This is a genomic window from Streptomyces inusitatus, from assembly GCF_014651115.1.
In the GTDB taxonomy this organism is placed as follows: domain Bacteria; phylum Actinomycetota; class Actinomycetes; order Streptomycetales; family Streptomycetaceae; genus Streptomyces; species Streptomyces amakusaensis.
Genome location: NZ_BMWG01000001.1, coordinates 398,990 through 414,812, shown reverse-complemented (window position 1 = coordinate 414,812; position 15,823 = coordinate 398,990). Strand labels below are relative to the sequence as shown.

General features: G+C 69.8%; 18 protein-coding genes. 7 read left to right on the top strand and 11 right to left on the bottom strand.

Translation table 11 applies throughout. From position 1 onward, the window contains the following. Positions 1-94: 94 nt before the first annotated feature. Positions 95-268, top strand: a complete 174-nt coding sequence (locus IE247_RS01850) for a hypothetical protein (RefSeq protein WP_190121034.1) — start codon at positions 95-97, stop codon at positions 266-268. 29 nt (positions 269-297) lie between these two features. Here the strand turns inward: IE247_RS01850 and IE247_RS01845 are convergent, their stop codons facing one another. Next, positions 298-744: a hypothetical protein gene (locus IE247_RS01845; RefSeq protein ID WP_190121033.1), complete on the bottom strand. Its 447-nt coding sequence runs from the start codon at positions 742-744 to the stop codon at positions 298-300. Positions 745-977: 233 nt separating this feature from the next. Here IE247_RS01845 and IE247_RS01840 point away from each other — a divergent pair, with 233 nt between their 5' ends. Then, positions 978-1,835 carry an alpha/beta fold hydrolase gene (locus tag IE247_RS01840; RefSeq protein ID WP_190121032.1) on the top strand — a complete coding sequence of 286 codons (858 nt, stop codon included), beginning with the start codon at positions 978-980 and terminating at the stop codon, positions 1,833-1,835. An 89-nt stretch (positions 1,836-1,924) separates the two neighbouring features. Here the strand turns inward: IE247_RS01840 and IE247_RS01835 are convergent, their stop codons facing one another. Further along, on the bottom strand, positions 1,925-2,968 hold the full coding sequence (locus tag IE247_RS01835) for an alpha/beta fold hydrolase (protein WP_190121031.1): 1,044 nt from the start codon (positions 2,966-2,968) through the stop codon (positions 1,925-1,927). 713 nt (positions 2,969-3,681) lie between these two features. Between IE247_RS01835 and IE247_RS01830 the strand changes: the two genes are divergently transcribed. From IE247_RS01830 to IE247_RS01815, 4 genes are all read left to right on the top strand, one after another. Next, positions 3,682-4,107: a pyrophosphohydrolase domain-containing protein gene (locus tag IE247_RS01830; protein ID WP_190121395.1), complete on the top strand. Its 426-nt coding sequence runs from the start codon at positions 3,682-3,684 to the stop codon at positions 4,105-4,107. A 126-nt stretch (positions 4,108-4,233) separates the two neighbouring features. Then, entirely contained in the window at positions 4,234-5,385 is a 1,152-nt protein-coding gene (locus IE247_RS01825; protein WP_373305484.1) for a WD40 repeat domain-containing protein, read from the top strand. A 115-nt stretch (positions 5,386-5,500) separates the two neighbouring features. Then, the gene (locus IE247_RS01820) at positions 5,501-5,824 is read left to right on the top strand and encodes a chaplin family protein (protein WP_190121030.1); all 324 of its coding nucleotides are present in this window, start codon (positions 5,501-5,503) and stop codon (positions 5,822-5,824) included. Beyond that, a complete protein-coding gene (locus IE247_RS01815) occupies positions 5,821-7,077 on the top strand; it encodes a tetratricopeptide repeat protein (RefSeq protein WP_190121029.1) in 1,257 nt (418 codons plus the stop codon). The genes IE247_RS01820 and IE247_RS01815 overlap by 4 nt, the downstream gene beginning before the upstream one ends. 13 nt (positions 7,078-7,090) lie before the next feature. On the opposite strand, the gene IE247_RS01810 is transcribed toward IE247_RS01815, so the two are convergent. The 9 genes from IE247_RS01810 to IE247_RS01770 form a co-directional block, all read right to left on the bottom strand. Next, positions 7,091-8,338, bottom strand: coding sequence for an MFS transporter (locus tag IE247_RS01810; protein WP_190121393.1), 1,248 nt, complete (start codon positions 8,336-8,338; stop codon positions 7,091-7,093). 53 nt (positions 8,339-8,391) lie between these two features. After that, complete coding sequence (locus IE247_RS01805; protein ID WP_190121028.1) at positions 8,392-9,504, bottom strand: PLP-dependent cysteine synthase family protein; 1,113 nt, start codon at positions 9,502-9,504, stop codon at positions 8,392-8,394. Between the two features lie 194 nt (positions 9,505-9,698). Continuing rightward, positions 9,699-10,205: a hypothetical protein gene (locus IE247_RS01800; RefSeq protein ID WP_190121027.1), complete on the bottom strand. Its 507-nt coding sequence runs from the start codon at positions 10,203-10,205 to the stop codon at positions 9,699-9,701. A gap of 64 nt (positions 10,206-10,269) precedes the next feature. Next, positions 10,270-10,851 carry a GNAT family N-acetyltransferase gene (locus IE247_RS01795; protein WP_190121026.1) on the bottom strand — a complete coding sequence of 194 codons (582 nt, stop codon included), beginning with the start codon at positions 10,849-10,851 and terminating at the stop codon, positions 10,270-10,272. 160 nt (positions 10,852-11,011) lie between these two features. Continuing rightward, entirely contained in the window at positions 11,012-11,479 is a 468-nt protein-coding gene (locus IE247_RS01790) for an NUDIX hydrolase (protein ID WP_190121025.1), read from the bottom strand. Positions 11,480-11,501: 22 nt separating this feature from the next. Then, positions 11,502-12,293: an STM4013/SEN3800 family hydrolase gene (locus IE247_RS01785; protein ID WP_190121024.1), complete on the bottom strand. Its 792-nt coding sequence runs from the start codon at positions 12,291-12,293 to the stop codon at positions 11,502-11,504. After that, entirely contained in the window at positions 12,290-12,799 is a 510-nt protein-coding gene (locus tag IE247_RS01780) for a hypothetical protein (RefSeq protein WP_190121023.1), read from the bottom strand. Before IE247_RS01780 ends, IE247_RS01785 begins: the two co-directional genes overlap by 4 nt. Then, positions 12,792-13,424, bottom strand: a complete 633-nt coding sequence (locus tag IE247_RS01775; RefSeq protein WP_229868463.1) for a dTMP kinase — start codon at positions 13,422-13,424, stop codon at positions 12,792-12,794. Before IE247_RS01775 ends, IE247_RS01780 begins: the two co-directional genes overlap by 8 nt. Before the next feature lie 2 nt (positions 13,425-13,426). Then, complete coding sequence (locus IE247_RS01770; RefSeq protein ID WP_190121022.1) at positions 13,427-14,452, bottom strand: radical SAM protein; 1,026 nt, start codon at positions 14,450-14,452, stop codon at positions 13,427-13,429. 141 nt (positions 14,453-14,593) lie between these two features. On the opposite strand from IE247_RS01770, the gene IE247_RS01765 reads away from it, so the two are divergent. Continuing rightward, positions 14,594-15,817 carry a helix-turn-helix domain-containing protein gene (locus IE247_RS01765; RefSeq protein WP_190121021.1) on the top strand — a complete coding sequence of 408 codons (1,224 nt, stop codon included), beginning with the start codon at positions 14,594-14,596 and terminating at the stop codon, positions 15,815-15,817. Positions 15,818-15,823 lie beyond the last annotated feature (6 nt).

Sequence of the window (15,823 nt, the reverse complement as noted above, 5' to 3'; positions counted from 1 at the left end):
CCGGGGAGTCCGCCCCGCCGCGCCGGACACCGCCCCCTCGCCATCATGGGGAGCGACACCCGACCGCTTCCCCCGATCGCCAGGAGATCCACCCATGAGGCCCGCCCTGTGGCTGCTGTTCGCACTCGCCCTCGTCGCCGCGCTCTACACGAGCAATGTCGCCGACTTCGACTCCACGGCGGTGACCATCGGGGTCCGGGCCGGGGCCGGCGTCCTGCTGCTCGGCTCGGCGGCGGGCCTCTGGGCGACCCGGCCCGGCCGCTCCTGACGAGCGGGCGCGCCGGGGGCCCGGGCCTCTCAGTACCGCAGTGCCCTGCCCACCTCGGTCTTCACCTCGTTGCCCGAGAGCTTCCGGTTGCTGCGCGCGGTGCCGTCCTTGGAACCTTTGGCGGGCACGTCGGAGACGGTGACCAGCGTCGTGTCCAGCAGATTCCCGCCGCTGTCGCGGAAGTCGACCTGTACGGCGAAGGACTTGGCGCTGTCGGCGGTGTTCGCCGCCGTCACCTTGACGGTGGTCCGGCCGTCGCTGTCCTTGCCCGGGGTGCCGAGGGTGACCTCGTCCTTGGAGTCGACCCCGTTCTTGATGTCGTCGAGCTTCCTGTCGACGGCGGCGGTCGCCGACGCCACCGCCCTCGACGCGATGTCCGAGGCGGTGTTCCCCACCTCGGCGCACCCCGCCCCCGCGAAGGCCACCGCCATCGCGAGCCCCGCTCCCGCCATTCCCCGCTGCCAGCGCGCGATCAAGCCGTCCGCCTCCTTGCATCGTTGGGACTCCAGTACCGGGCTCCAGTCAAGGAGCGCGTGCCGCCGGGCGCACGCCGGTGTACGCCGGATGGGCCACCGGCCCGAGGGACCGTTACGCGGCCGGGCCGAGCGGGGAGAGCCCCCTGGGGGCGGAGCGGAACGGAGGTGGCTCTCATGGGAGCCGGTGCGCGTGCCCGGGGCCGGACGGGAAGCCCCGAGAGAGGTCCCAGGACATGAGGACCGCCGACGTCAACGGCGTCTCCCTCGCCTACGAGGAGACCGGCGAGGGCACCCCCGTCGTCTTCGTCCACGGCGATCTGAGCGATCTCCGCACCTGGGAGGCGCAGCTTCCGGCCGTGGGCGCCTCGTACCGCGCCATCGCCTACAGCAGGCGGTACGCGCGCCCGAACCCCGACATCCCGCCCGGGGTCGCCAACCCGATGGGCCCGCATGTCGACGATCTGCTCGCGTTCCTGGAGCGGACCGGGGCCGCCCCCGCGCATCTCGTCGGCAACTCCTGGGGCGCGTTCATCTGCCTCCTCGCGGCGATCCGGCGGCCGGAGGCGGTGCGCAGCCTGGTGCTGGAGGAGCCGCCGGTGGTGCCGCTCTATCTGAGCGACCGGCCCCGGGCGGCGGAGCTGAGGCTGCTGCTGCGCAGGCCCGGCGCGCTGCGCGCGCTTCTCGGCTTCCAGCTCGGGACCGTGCTCCCCGCCGGGCGGGCCTTCCGCGCCGGTGAGGACGAGCGGGCGATGCGGATCTTTCTGCGGGGGGTGCTGGACGAGCACGCGTACGCGCATCTCGTGCCCGAACGGCTGCCGCAGATGCGCGAGAACCTCTCCGCGCTCAAGGCCGGGCTCTTCGACGCGGGGACGCCCCCGCTCGACCCCGGCGAGGTCCGCGCGCTGCATGTGCCCACCCTGCTGGTGACCGGCATCCACAGCGCGCCGCTGTTCCACCGGCTCGTCGACCGGCTGGAGGAGCTCCTCCCCGACAGCGAGCGGATCGAGATCCTGCACGCGTCCCACCTCATGCACGAGGAGAACGCTCCCGCGCTGAACGGCGCGGTGCTCGACTTCATCGGGGGGCACTGAGCGGCGGTGGGCCCGGCATGTTTGGGTGCCGGGCCCACCGCCTTCGCCGTACGCGCCTTCGTACGTGTCTCCGTACGGGGCGCCCCCGCTCAGTCGCGGGCGTCGCCGCCGCGCCTGTGGGCTCTCACCACCAGTGCCGTGCCCGCGAGCAGGGCCGCGCCCGCCAGGCCGCCGATGCCCGCGAGGGTCTTGGCCTTGGAGCCCGTCGCGGCGAGTACGGGCCGCTCGGACCCGCCGCCCGCGGCGGAGACCGCCTCGCGGAGCACCTTGGTGACGGCGTCGGGGTGGGACATCATCGCCACGTGCGAGGAGTTGACCTCGATGGTGCGCGACTTGGCCCGCTCGGCCTCGAAGCGCTCCAGGTCGGGGGCGATGGCCTTGTCGTTCTTCGCGACGACGAACCAGGACGGGATGGTCTTCCAGGCCGCCGCCGTCGCCTTCTCGGCGAATCCGGCCGCCGCGACGGGCCGCTGTTCGACCGCCATCACCTTCGTCTGCGCGGTGGACAGATCGGCGGCGAAGACCGAGTGGAACTTGTCGTTCTTGATGTAGAGGTCGGTGCCGCCGCCGTGCGCGTCCGTGTACGGGACGGGGTTCAGGGCGGGGCCCAGCTCGCTGCCCGCGAACTTGGACGACAGCCCCTCGGGGGACTCGCCCACGTCCGGCATGAAGGCGGAGACGTACACCAGTGCCTTGACGTTGGGGTTCCCGGCGGCGGCCTGGCTGATGACCGCGCCGCCGTAGGAGTGCCCGGCGAGCACGATCGGGCCCTCGATCGACTTCAGGACCGAGGCCACGTAGGTTGAGTCGTTGCTGACGCCCCGCAGCGGGTTCGGCGGGGCCACCACCTTGTAGCCGCGGTGCTGGAGCCGCTCGACCACGTCGTTCCAGCCGGAGGCGTCGGCGAACGCGCCGTGCACCAGGACCACCGTCGGCCGGACCCGGTCGCCGTCGCCCGCGCCCGGGGCGGAGGCGATGGGCGCGGCGGCCACGGCGGGCGCGGCACAGAGCGCCGTCATGGCGAGAGCCAGCGGGAGGGCACCGGTCCGGGACAAGGCGGTTGTCCTGGGTATAAGGGATATGAGGGATATCCGGCGGCGGTTCAGCGGACCGGGGGACGACGACACAGCCATGGCGCTCTCTTTTCTGACGGAGGGCTGTCGCTCATCAGCGTTCGCGCCCCGGCCCCGGAGCGCGCGCCGCACGGCGCGGGAGAGTGAAAACACCGACCGTACGAGTGAGGTCCATGCGTCGCCGCTGCTCAGCCGCCTGTCCGACGAGCAGAGGAACGGTTCGCGAAATTTCCTGCGATAGCTGAACAACCAGGGCGATGGTGTTCGCCGTCTTGGGACATGGCGAGAGCGCCGAGAGTGGGGCGGACGCGGTGAAGGGTGGGGCGGTGGCGGCGACAGTGCTCGTGGATTCCTCGCGAGTGGGACACATCGGCCGGACGGTTCTCGTACGCGGAGGCGGCGGCAGGGACGGTGGCACAGGCGGTGGCGTCGGATGGCACAGCGCGCTGCTGCTGTGCGCGGCCTGCCTCGCGGCGGTCATCGCCGGGGGTACGGCCCCGGCGGTCGCGGCCCCGGCCTCGCCGCGGGCCGTCGGCCCGGGCGGGTCCTCGTACGGCGGCCCGGACGGCGGCGTACAGCCCATACTCTCCGACACCGGCCTCGGCCACACGCTCAGCGCGGTGCTGCTGGCCGTGGCCCTGGTCGCCGTCGGCGTCACCTTCTGCCGCCGGGCCCAGGGCGTGGCGGCGGAGGGCGACCCCGTACGCAGAGGTGACCCCGTACGCGGGAGCGACCCGGTACGCGGGAGCGACCCCGCACGTAGAGTCGGCCGGATGAAGCAGCAGCCCGCGCAGTCGCCCGCCGTCCTGGTCCAGGAGTTCCACCACGCCTTCGGGCTCGACGCCCGGACCACCCCGTCCGAGATCCCGCCGGAGCTGGCCGCCCACCGCCACGAGCTGCTCGCGGAGGAGGTCGCCGAGGTCGAGGAGGTCTCCGTCGCCGGACCGCTGGACAGCCTCGCCCACGAACTGGCCGACGTCGTCTATGTCGCCTACGGCACGGCCCTGGTCCACGGCATCGACCTCGACGCGGTCCTCGCCGAGGTGCACCGCGCCAATATGTCGAAGCTCGGCCCGGACGGCGCCCCCGTACTCCGCGCGGACGGCAAGGTCCTCAAGGGCGACCACTACCGCGCCCCGGACATCGCCGAGGTGCTGCGCCGCCAGGGCTGGAAGGCGGCGGAGCGGGACTCGGCCTGAGCCCGCCCGAACTCCGTCTGACCGAAACCGCGTCTCGACCCCACCGCGCCGCCGTGGTTGCATGCATGTGTTCCTCCGGTGGGGAACCGGAGGAGAAACCGTGTGCTGTCTCTTCCTGGGAGAAAAATGACGGTGAACGCGAACGAGAACACGAACGCGAACCGGAGTACCAGCACCAGCACCAGCGCCACCAGACGTCTACGGGCCGCCCTGAGCGCGGCCATGATCTGCGGCGCGATCACCGCGGTCCTGCCCGGAGCCGCCTCGGCCGAGCCGTCGGCGGACGCGGGGAGCGTCCGGCCGACCGCTGTCGAGAGGGTCAGCGTCGCGGCCGACGGCACTCAGGCCAACGACGATTCCTCCGGCGCGTCGATCGCGCCCGCCGGCCATCGCGTCGTCTTCACGTCGTACGCGAACAACCTCAGCCCCGGTGACACGGGGAGGAACGAGGAAGCGTTCGTCCGCGAGCTGGCAACGGGGCAGAACAGGAAGTTCGGCAGCGGGTACCCGGTGGGGCCGCCGATGCTCAGCAGCGACGGGGAGATCGTCGCCCATCTGGGGTACAGGTACAACCACATGGCCCTCTACCAGTACAGCCTGGGGAGCATGGGGTGGTGGACGGCCTACACGTGCTCGATCCACACCTGCGATGCGGCCATGGGCGAGGGCCAGGGCCAGCAGGCGTTCAGCGTCAGCTTCAGGCATCCGGAGACCAACCAGCGCGTCGAGATCCGCAGACCGGACACCGGCGGCTTGCAGACCATCGACGTCGTCCACAACCGGGCCCCGATCCGGCCGTCCATCAGCAAGGACGGCACCCGTCTCGCCTACCAGGACGGCGGCGAGAAGGACGTCTTCCTGTGGGACTGGTCCGGCAACGCCGTCACCGGCCCGATCGAGGGCCCCGGCAAGGCGGCGGAGCTGGTCCAGCTCAGCGACGAGGGCGGCAAGGCCGTCTATCTCTCGGGCTCCGACACCTACGTCCACGACACCGCCTCCGGCACCGCCCAACACGTGCCCAACGTCAAGGGCGTGGCCATCGATCCCACCGGCCGCTACCTCCTCCACACCCCCTCCGGCACGACCGGCCCGGCCCCGCTCACCCTGCGCGACCTGGTGACCGGCACCGACGAGACCGTCACCGACCGGCCCGCATCGGCCGAGGTCGACGCCGTCAGCAGCGGTGGACGCCATGTCGTCTTCCAGTCCGCCGCCGACGACATCGTGCCCGGCGACACCAACGGCAAGACGGACATCTTCCTCCGCACCTTCCACTGACCGGCGTTCGTGTCGGAAGCGGCGCTCCCTCGTTGACGGGAGTGCGGTCCGGGCTCCTCCGGCCGTGTGATCCGTGCGGACGCCGGGACGCGGTCCCGGGTGAGGGAGAAGCGTGATGGGCGTGGAGACACGGGGTACGGGCGGCACGGGTACGGGCGGCAGCGCGGGACGCGTGGGTGTGCGGGCAGCGGTACTGGGCGCGGTGGCCGGGGCGGCGCTGCTCCCGGCCGGCGCGGCTCACGCGGGCATCATCGGCATCGGGAACGCGGTCTTCGGCAACACCTGCGTCAACCAGGGCAGTGCCCGCGCCGAGGGCGCCACGGTGGCCGGGAGCGGGCTGGGCAGCGCCAACCAGGCCGGTCTGCCCCTGGACCTGCCGCGCAACCACTGCGGCAACAGCGGCATCGTCTGCACCGCCCTTTTCATGTCCAGCGTATGACCGGCCTGACGACCGCGGGTACGCCGGTGGGGGAGCGGGCCGTGACCGGGCTGCTCTCCCTGAGCGGGCGGGCGCTGCCGCTGCTGCGCCAGTGGGTCGGCTCGGACCCGGGCTGCGGTGTGGCGCGGGCGCTGCTGGCGCTGGCGACCGGTGACCGGTGGGACGACACCGTGCTGAAGGAGCAACTGGTGATCGCCCACCGGGACGCACTGGCCGCCGGTGAGCGCGAGGCGAGTCTCGTGTACGGGGTGTTCCTCCACACCCACCGGCAGTACCGGCTGACGGCCGACCATCTGATGGGCCACTTCGACCGCTGGCCCGCCGACGAGCAGGCCGGACTCATGCTGGGCGCGTTCTCCGAGTGCGGGGACGCCGCCTACCGCGCGCACGGCGAAGCACTGACGGAGCGTCAGGCGGCGCTGGCCGGCCCGGAGAGCTGGCCGTGGACGAGCTGGCTGGCCGTGACCCGGGCGGAACAGGGCCGGGCCCGGGAGGCGCACACGCTGGCCGGGCGGGCCCTGGCCCTGTATCCCCGCTCGGGCGTGGCCGCGCACGCCCTCGCGCACGCCGAACACGAGTTGGGAGCCGGGCGGGACTCGATCGACTTCCTGGACGAGTGGCTCCGGGCGGACCCGCGGGCAGTGCAGTCACGGCATCTGAACTGGCATGCCGCACTGCACTCCATCGCCTGCGGCGACTTCCCCGACGCACGCCGGCGCGCGGACACGGCACTGGCGCGTACGGATGTCGGCATGCGGGCCGCGACCAACTGGCGTCTGCTCCTCGCCGGACAGACACCGGCCGGGCGAAGCGACCCGGACCACATCCGGGAACTCCTCGCCGCGCCCGGCGGGACGGCCGAGATCTTCCACACCTTCAATCTCGCCCTCGCCCTCGCCGTGGAGGCCGCCACCGACGACCTGCGCATCCTCGCCCGCCGGGCCGCCGCCGACGAACGCCCCGACTACCGCGATGTCCTGGCCCCCGTGGTGCGGGCGCTGGCGGAGATCACCGCGGGCCGCCCCCGCGCGGCGGTGGAGCTGCTGACCGGCCTGGGCGACAAGGCGGAACGGATCGGCGGGGTACGGGTCGAGCGCGAGATCATCCAGGACACCCTCGCCCGCGCCCTCGTCGACGCGGGCGAGCCCGCCCGCGCGGCCGGTCTGCTGCACCACCGCACCACCACCCGCCGTCACCACGCCTACGAGGACCTCCTCCTCTCCCCACGTCCTCCGGCCGACATCCCGGTGTGAGCCCGAGTGAGAATCAGCCCGGTTCCGGCGCGGCTTCCAGCCGGCCTGTCCGGTGCAGCGCCCGGAGCGCCGCCGCCGAGAGCAGGCCGAGCGCGAGCAGCGCCAGCCAGGGCAGTGCGGCGAGGCCCGCCGCGCGGGCGGTGTCCAGGGCCGCGCCGGTGAGGAGATTGCCCAGGGTGATGCCGACTCCGCAGATGGTGTTGTAGAGCCCGTAGTGCGTGGCCACCAGCCGGTCGCCCGAGAGCCGGACGATGGTGTCCATCTCGAAGGGGTACGCGATCATCGTCCCCAGCGCGAGGAGCAGCGCGGCGAGCACCGGCGGCCCGGCCGCGAGCAGCCAGCGCGCCGCGCCGCCGCCGTACCCACCGCCGTCCGGCACCGGCAGTGCCGTCGCGGCGAGCAGCGGCACGAAGGCCAGCCCCATGATCAGCACGCCCCGGGTCACCGCCTGCCCCGGGGCGAGGCGCGCCCGGCACCAGGCCGTGACCCGGGTCTGGAAGAGGATGGTGGAGAGCCCGGAGACGGCGAAGAGCAGCGCCACCGCCGCCGTGCCGAAGCCGCCGTCGCCGCCCGCCCGCCGTATCTCCAGCGGCAGCGCCAGATAGACCTGGAAGGTCAGCACGTACGAGCCGATCATGGCGGCGGAGAACAGCAGGAACGGCCGGTTGCGGACCACGCTCCGCCACTGCGCGAGGACGCTCTCCCCGCTCCCGCCGTCGTCTTGTGCCGTCTTCCCGGACCCGCGCGCCGCGGGCAGCGCGCGGATCTGGACGGCGCTCAGTACGGCGAAGACCGCCGCCGACACCAGACAGGTGAGCCGGAAGTCGACCCCGGTCAGCACCATACCCACCAGCGGCCCCAGCAGAATCCCCGCCTGATAGAAGACGTTGAACAGCGCGAACGCCTCCACCCGCCGCTCACCCGCGTCCGCCGCCAGATAGGCGCGCACCGCCGGGTTGAAGAGCGCCCCGGCCAGCCCGGTCGCCGCCGAGGCCGCCAGCAGCGCGGGCAGCGAGTCCACCAGCCCGAGGGCGGCGAAACCGACGGTCCGCAGCAGACAGCCCGCGACGATCAGCGGTTTGTAGCCGAGCCGGTCGGCGAGGGTGCCGCCGACCAGGAACATGCCCTGCTGGCTGAAGTTGCGCATGCCGAGGATGAGCCCGATGGTCCAGCCCGCGAGTCCGAGGCCGCCGGAGAGATGGGCGGCCAGATACGGCATCAGCATGTAGAAGCCCAGATTGATGGTGAACTGATTCATCATCAGCAGTTGGACACTGGGCCGGTGGGAGCGGAACTGCGCGAGCGTGCCCGCCGTCACCGCTCCTCGCCGCTGGTGTCGTTCTCCGCCGTACGGGCGAGAGTGAGCGGGTCGGCGACGTCGGTGCACCGCGTCCAGCGGGTCACCTCCTTCTCGTCGGGCCGGCCGACGACTTCGGGCTCGGAGGCGGGCGGGCCGTCCAGCAGCCCGTGGGCGGCGCAGTAGTCGTCGTCGTACACCGTCCCGAGATAGCGCTGCGGCCCGTCGGGGAAGATCGCCGCGATCCGGGCGTCCGGGCCCAGGGTGCGGGCGAGCCAGCCCGCGACCAGGGCGACCGATCCGACGCTCCAGCCGCCGGTGGCGTAGTGCGAGGCGGCGAGCGCGCGGCAGGCCCACACGGCCTCGGCGGGGGCGACCCAGTGGACCTCGTCGAAGCTGTCGTACGCCACATTGCGCGGATAGATGCTGGAGCCGAGGCCCCGCATCAGCCGGGGCCGGGCGGGCTGCCCGAAGATCGTGGAGCCGATGGTGTCGACGCCGACCATCCGCAGCCGTGGATAGAGCCCGCGCAGCACCCTGGACACCCCGGCGGAGTGGCCGCCGGTGCCCACGCTGCACACCAGGACGTCCACATGCCCCAGCTCGGCGGCGATTTCGAGCGCGAGCGGGGTGTACGCGGTCGTGTTGTCCGGGTTGTTGTACTGGTCGGGGCACCAGGAGTCCGGGTGCCGCGCCATGAGGTGGGCCACCCGCTCGCGCCTGGCCTCCTGCCAGCCGCCGGTGGGGTGCGGCTCGGAGACCACGTTCACCTGTGCCCCGTACGCGCTGAGCAGCCGGGTCATGGACCCCTCCAGGCCCGGGTCGGTGACCAGGGTGACGGGGTGGCCGTAGACCATCCCGGCGAGCGCCAGACCGAGTCCCAGGGTGCCGCTGGTGGACTCGATGATCCTGGCCCCGGGGAGCAGTTCGCCCCGGGCGCGTGCCCGCTCGACCATGTGCAGGGCGGGCCGGTCCTTGATCCCGCCGGGGTTGAAGCCCTCCAGCTTGGCCCAGAACCCCCGGTCGTCCGGGGTGAAGGGCTCGGCGACCCGCAGCAGCGGGGTATTGCCGACCAGCCCGGACAGACTCGTACGGATCGCGGGCGCGGAAGACGACGTGGAAGATGACATCGCTGGGCTCTCGTTTCGTGATGATGCCTCGAACCGGTTTACGGGCAGCACGAAATAAGGGAATGGCGCTTTGTTTTCAGGCAGCGCGAATCCCTGTGCGGCATTCACCGGTTGAAAGACAGATTGAGGTCACGGAAAGTGCCGTCGAAAGCGAGTGAATGTGTTTCGATCGGCCGTCGGAAAGCCGTCGCGGCCTAAATGCGCAGAATGCCGGAGGTGCGCGGGCAGGCGGGGGAGGATCCGACACCGCTGCCCTCGACGGGCTGCGCCCGCTCAGCCGTCCGGTCGCGCAGCGTGCTCTGCCCCAGCCCGTCCGAGCCGGAAACCTGCTGGCTGACGGTAAGTTGGGGCTGCCCCGGCATGCACTGCTCATCGGGGTGCGCCAGATCGCTCCCATGGGGGGCGTGGCCCGGCGACGACCCGGTCCCGGCGCCCGGGCCCCCATGGGATTCGGCCGATGAATGGCCGGAATTCGCGGTGGAGAAAGCGGTGCTGGAGAGGTGATGGGCGGGATTCTCGCCGTACAGCCCATGCGCGTACATCAGGCTGATCACCAACAGGGCGAGCCACAGGATGCGCAGCGGGCCCCGGTATTCCCGGGCCCGCAGCGCACCGAAGGGTGGCCGCTCCGTAATCATGCCGTGATCGTAGCGGATTCCGCATCGCAGATGCCAATGCCACTCGCCGAATGGCGAGTTCATTGAATTCACCCGGACACACGCGAGCCCCGGCCCGATGGGGGCGGCCGGGGCTCGCGGGATCGTGTCAGGCCGTCGCGTCCTCGGCCTTGCTGAGCGGCGAGGCGCGCCACTCCGACGCCAGCATCGCGAAGTGCAGCTCCCCGCCCCACTCCCCCTTGAAGATCTCCGACTCCACGAAATGCGCCTCCTTGCGCAGCCCCAACCGCTCCATCACCCGCGCCGACCCGGTGTTCCGCACATCGCACCGCCCGATGATCCGGTGCAGCCCCAGCTTCTCGAACCCGATCCGCAGCATCTCCGCCGCCGCCTCCGTGGCATACCCTCGGCCCTGGAACTCCGGGTTGAAGACAAACCCGAACTCCCCCTGCCGGTTCTCCTCACTCAGCCACACCAGCAGCACATACCCGATGACCTTGCCGTCCAGATCGACCGCCAGCGTCAGCGCGTCCTTCTCGGCCAGCAGAACCGTCTGCGTCGTCCGCGCCGCCAGCTCCTTGGCGTTGTTCTCAGGGGTACGCGGCTCGTTGTAGAGATAGCGCGCCACATCCGGCCGCGACTCGAACTCCAGCATGTCCGCCTCGTCGTCCAAGCTGAACGGGCGAAGAGTCAGCCGAGCGGTCTCAATGGGCTGGGAGAACAGGAACATGCGCGGTCCTTGCGGTGGGGTGGCCCAAGAGCGGCTGGGTGCCGCCCCGGCGGTACACCGGGAGAACGGCAGACGGGATCAGGGGGTTCCCTCAGGGCTCACCCGGACGCCGGAAGTCCTTGTGGCCCCGGTCCCCGGGGCCACGGAGGGACCACCCCCGCTACGCGGGGACGACACATGTTGACCTGTGGTTATTCCAGCGAGCAGCCAGCATGAGTGCGAGAGGGCCGGCTGGGAGGAGGAAGCGGCCCTCGACGGCGGCTTGTACGGCTTCGTCGATCGGCCACCACGTCAGCTTGAAATCCAGTTCGCTGGGGGTTAGCTGCTGCGGGCCCAGAGAGAGCCGGCGCGCCTCGAAGAGGTGGACACGGGCGGGTGAAGCGAGGGTGATGGCATAAGAGCCCAGTGGGCTCCACGCTTCGGCGGTGATCCCCGCCTCCTCGGCGAGTTCTCGCCGGGCGCACTGCTCAGGGGTCTCGCCGTCCTCCCTGCGCCCGCCCGGCAGGAACAGATATTCGCCGCCGTGGTCGGGGAAGTGGGCGGACAGGATCGCCGCCTGTCCCTTCTCGTCCACGGCTACGACCACGGATGCGTCGCGGGCAGGGGCGCTGTTGCTGTCGTCGCTCATGCGACGCGAGAGTAGCGGTGTGTCAGGACAGCCAGGCCGCGAACGGGACGTTGGTGACTTCCGGGCGTACGATTCCCCGCCCCCGGTATCCGCCCTCCCCGAAGGCATCGCCGTGATCGGCGCACATGATGATCAGCCAGTGGCGGTCGTGGGTCAGTGTGTCGATCAGCCGTCCGAGATGTGTGTCGGCATAGGCGAGGGCAGCGATCTGGGAGCGGATGCTGTCGGTGCTGTCCCCGATGTAGAAGCCGTGGGGTACATGGGTGGCCGAGATGTTGACGAACAGGAACAGCGGGCGCCCGGAGTGCTGGTTGGCCAGAGCGAGGGCCTGGTCGACCTGGTGACGGGTGGAGTCCGGTTCGGGTGAGCAGAACTCCGGTCGCCAGTGATCTTCGTCGAACATGTCTGGCAGTACACCGCCGAGTGGGGTCTCGCGGGAGAAGTAGGTGACACCGCCGACACACACCGTGCGGTAGCCGTGCTGTTTCAGTCCTTCGAGGAGGTTCGGGGCCTCGAACAGAAACGTCTGGGACGGCACGGTCTTGAACGACGGCGGGCGGCATTCCCACAGGCGAGGGGGCTGTTCGGGCTGTGGAAGCTTGGGCAGGAATCCCGAGAAGAAGGCCATGTGGGCGGGGAGAGTGAATGTGCCGGGAGTCTGCCGGAGCTCCCATACTCCGCCGGGCAGCAGCCGGGCGAGGTGGGGAGCGCGGCCCTCGGCCAGGGCTGTACGGGCGACGTCGTAGCGCAGCGAGTCGAGGGTGACGAACAGAATGTCCGTGCCGGTGAGGACGACATCAGCTGTATTGATCATTTGCTCTTGCCCTCACCGGCCGCCGCTGTGAAGGGCTGGACTCTGCCCTTGGAGGCTTCGTTGACAGGGATCGGCACCCGGTCTTCGGCGATCATCCGCCGGATCGCGGCGAGCCCGTCTGTCTCATCGAGTGGTTTGCCGTCGCGGCCGTACAGGGTGATTGTGACCTGCACGGTGTCGCCGCCGGTCTCCTTGGTGGTGACGAGGATGCCGGGTGCGTCTCCGGCCTGGCGCATGGCGGCCAGTAGCGCGACCTCGTCGGCTTGGCCACGGTTCAGGACCTGGCAGGCGTAATGCTGAGCGTTGACGGCACCCTGGCAGAGTCGGTCGAAGAACTCGCTTGAGGACGGTTTGCCGTCGTGGGCGACCACCAGGCGGCAAGCCCGTGCGGTGACGACGAAGCAAGCCGCCATCCACCAGGCGACTCCGGCGTGGATCTGGCCGGGGAACCGGCCGTGTGCCCCGCCGTCGCGGACAACGGTCTCGGCGTCGATGGGATTAAGCACGGGCTTCCTCCAGGTGTGCCGCGATCGTGTCGGCGAGCTGGTCGGGGCTCTGGTCATCGGTGGGAAGGATCACGGCCGTGGAGTCACTGGTGGCGACCTGCTCGAAGTTCTCCAAGAGCTGCTTGTAGCGGTCGGCCACGTCGAAGAGGTCGGTGTCGTCCTGCTTGATGTCGAGCTTGCCGGTCATTCGGCTACGCAGGGTCGCCTCGGAGCAGGTCAGGTAAAACGTGGCATCGGGGACGATCAGATAGGGACGGAAGGGATCGATCAGTACGCCTACTTCGGCAGGGTCGAGGCCGTGGACGGCGGCATGGCAAGCCGCCACCGAGGAGGCATAGCGATCGGCGACTACCGGGCCGACGGTCACGGCCTGACGAACGAGATCGGAGGCGTGCAGCAAGCCGGAAAGGTAGAACGCGAACTGGGGCAGGGACCGGAGCTGTTCGTTCGCTTCCGGACTCCATCCGGTGTGCGGGTCGGCCAAGGTGTGCAGGCTGGTCGCGTTCATGCGGTGAGCCAGCAGAGCGGTCAGAGTGGACTTGCCAATGCCGGATACGCCTTCCAGAACGACGAACGGGCCTTGGCGGCTCTCGGTGCGCGGGACGGGCCGATAGGCGGCGGGCAATATCACAAGGTCCCCTCGGTGAACTGCGAGATGTGTCCGGCAACGGCAGAGGCGAGCCGTCCGGACTCCTTGACCAGGTCCTTGACGTCCAGGCGCAGGTCACCGCGGAGCAGGCAGGGCTGGATGCCACCAGCGTGGTCGACGCGCAGGGCCCAGAACCCCTCGACGCACTTGGCCCGGACAGGACAGGTACCGCACTGGCCGACATGGTGGCGGCCCAGATCGCGGTGGATGACATCGATCTCCACCCCGTCGACGCGGAAGATCCGCCGCCCCTGACCGACCCCGGTCACCTCGATGTGCTCGTCCTGGGTGAGGGTCCTCAGATGCCCGATGATTCCCTCGGCGGAGACAGCGGTATCGGCGCGGCCATCGTTGAAATCCGTCGGAACCAGTTCGATGAACTGAACCGGCATCCGCCGATTCAGCGCGAACTCAAGGATCGATTGCACCTCATGTGTGTTCTGCTTGAGCAGCAGGCAGTTCAGTTCGACCCGCTCGAACATCTCCTGCGATGCGGCAATACCGTCCAGCACCGTGCCGATGCCGATGTGAGTGCCCGCGATGGCACGCAGAGACTCGTCGGAGAAGTAGTGAAGCGACACCTTGATCTTGTCCAGAGGCGTCTGGGTGAGCCACTCCTGATGGGTCCGGACCTGAGTGCCGTTCGTGATCAGCGTGTACGAGCTGTCAAGGCCGGAAGGCGGCAGAGCCGTCAGCACGTCGCGGGCCACGGGCGAGTTCAAGGGCTCCCCGCCCGTGAAGTACACGCGCTTGAGGCCTGCCGCCATCATCGAGGCGATGACAGTCAGGAAATCTCCCGCCTGGTAGACACGCGCACGAGGCTGTCGGCTGCGGTCCGCACGGGTCAGCGGCGGTGGGATGTCATCCTCGTTGTGGCAGAAGAAGCACGCGATGTTGCAGCGAGGCGTCAAGGACACTCTTAGCTGCCCCCGCAGAGCGGCGAAGTTGTGTAATGCAGTCCAGTCGACCGCTGGTGCACCGGCTACGGATCGTGTGGTGCTCACTGCGCCTCCCAGGGCGTTGCCTGCGTTTCCCGGCGACCTTCTCGATCTGCTGCGAGAGTAGGCAAAGCACCCCGCAGTGCCCCGGAAAAACCTTCCGGGGGTTTCTTTTAGCCACGAGGTGACAGTCAGGACATGCGAGGGATGACAGAGAATCTGACCACCGGCGAGCGCATCGCTTGGTACCGGCGTCGACGCGGCCTCTCGCAGGAGGTCTTGGCCGGCCTTGTCGGACGCACCGCAGACTGGTTGAGTAAAGCGGAGAACAACCGGATCGAACTCGATCGCCTCTCGGTGATCACCTCGCTCGCCAAGGCCCTCGATGTTTCCCTTGGAGAGTTGCTTGCAGAGCCAACCCTCATGGATTGGCCAGGTAATGGCGGCAAGCGGACAGCCCCCGCGTTGCACGAAGCGCTCATGGATTACAGACAACTCACGCCCTTGCTGGGACCTCCTTCCGATGGCGAACCTCCCACCTTGAAGGATCTCCAGGCTGACGTGAGGGAGATTCTCGATGCGTACCAGGCATCGCGCTACAGCTTCGCCACTCGACGCCTTCCCTTCGTTCTTGCCGATGCCCTCGCCGCATCCCGTGCGTACTCAGGGCGCGAACGGGAAGAGGTTCATGCCCTGCTTGCCCTGACCTACCAGGGTGCGGCATTGGTACTGGGCAAGGTCGGGGAGCCGGAGCTGGCTTGGATCGCCGCCGACCGAGGGCTGGGAGCCGCACAGCTCAGCGGTCAGAGCGCGGTATCGGGCTCGCTCATCCGGTCGGTCGCGCACTGCCTTCTGGCCACTGGACGCTTCACTGCGGCGGTCCAGCTGGTGAACGACGCAGCAGCCGTGATGCAGCCAGAACTGGGCGACGCAGACGACGAATACCTTTCGGTGTACGGCACACTCTTCCTCGCCGGGGCCATGGCAGCCGCAAGAGCAGAGGACCGAGCGACAGTTCAGAGCTTCCTCAGGGAAGCGGACGAATCCGCGCGCAGGTTAGGCTCCGACGCCAACCATCTGTGGACAGCCTTCGGCCCAACCAACGTGGCCATCCATCGCGTGGCAACAGCCAGAGAGCTCGGGGATTTACAGGTAGCAGCGGACCTCGGACCCCGAATCGACACCAGTGCCATGCCGGTGGAGCGGCGAGTGCGACACAGCCTTGAGGTCGCCCGAGCGCTCAGTGCCTGGAACCGGACCGACGAAGCTTTGTCCATTCTGCTGGACGCCGAACAGGCCGCTCCTGAACAGGTACGTCACCACTACCTGAGCCGGGAACTGGTCATCGGCTGGATTCGCGGTACGAGAGGCCGCCCGTCCCAGTCCGTAGCTGGCCTGGCCCACAGGTTGCACATCATCGACAGCAGTTAGAGTCCA

What these genes read in the sequence shown, in the direction of transcription:
- IE247_RS01850 (WP_190121034.1), top strand. Translation starts at nt 95, where the DNA reads ATGAGGCCCGCCCTGTGGCTGCTGTTCGCACTCGCCCTCGTCGCCGCG.
- IE247_RS01795 (WP_190121026.1), bottom strand. Translation starts at nt 10,851, where the DNA reads ATGTTCCTGTTCTCCCAGCCCATTGAGACCGCTCGGCTGACTCTTCGC.
- IE247_RS01830 (WP_190121395.1), top strand. Translation starts at nt 3,682, where the DNA reads ATGAAGCAGCAGCCCGCGCAGTCGCCCGCCGTCCTGGTCCAGGAGTTC.
- IE247_RS01825 (WP_373305484.1), top strand. Translation starts at nt 4,234, where the DNA reads ATGACGGTGAACGCGAACGAGAACACGAACGCGAACCGGAGTACCAGC.
- IE247_RS01835 (WP_190121031.1), bottom strand. Translation starts at nt 2,968, where the DNA reads ATGGCTGTGTCGTCGTCCCCCGGTCCGCTGAACCGCCGCCGGATATCC.
- IE247_RS01820 (WP_190121030.1), top strand. Translation starts at nt 5,501, where the DNA reads ATGGGCGTGGAGACACGGGGTACGGGCGGCACGGGTACGGGCGGCAGC.
- IE247_RS01785 (WP_190121024.1), bottom strand. Translation starts at nt 12,293, where the DNA reads ATGATCAATACAGCTGATGTCGTCCTCACCGGCACGGACATTCTGTTC.
- IE247_RS01765 (WP_190121021.1), top strand. Translation starts at nt 14,594, where the DNA reads ATGACAGAGAATCTGACCACCGGCGAGCGCATCGCTTGGTACCGGCGT.
- IE247_RS01805 (WP_190121028.1), bottom strand. Translation starts at nt 9,504, where the DNA reads ATGTCATCTTCCACGTCGTCTTCCGCGCCCGCGATCCGTACGAGTCTG.
- IE247_RS01815 (WP_190121029.1), top strand. Translation starts at nt 5,821, where the DNA reads ATGACCGGCCTGACGACCGCGGGTACGCCGGTGGGGGAGCGGGCCGTG.
- IE247_RS01810 (WP_190121393.1), bottom strand. Translation starts at nt 8,338, where the DNA reads ATGATGAATCAGTTCACCATCAATCTGGGCTTCTACATGCTGATGCCG.
- IE247_RS01800 (WP_190121027.1), bottom strand. Translation starts at nt 10,205, where the DNA reads ATGAACTCGCCATTCGGCGAGTGGCATTGGCATCTGCGATGCGGAATC.
- IE247_RS01840 (WP_190121032.1), top strand. Translation starts at nt 978, where the DNA reads ATGAGGACCGCCGACGTCAACGGCGTCTCCCTCGCCTACGAGGAGACC.
- IE247_RS01790 (WP_190121025.1), bottom strand. Translation starts at nt 11,479, where the DNA reads ATGAGCGACGACAGCAACAGCGCCCCTGCCCGCGACGCATCCGTGGTC.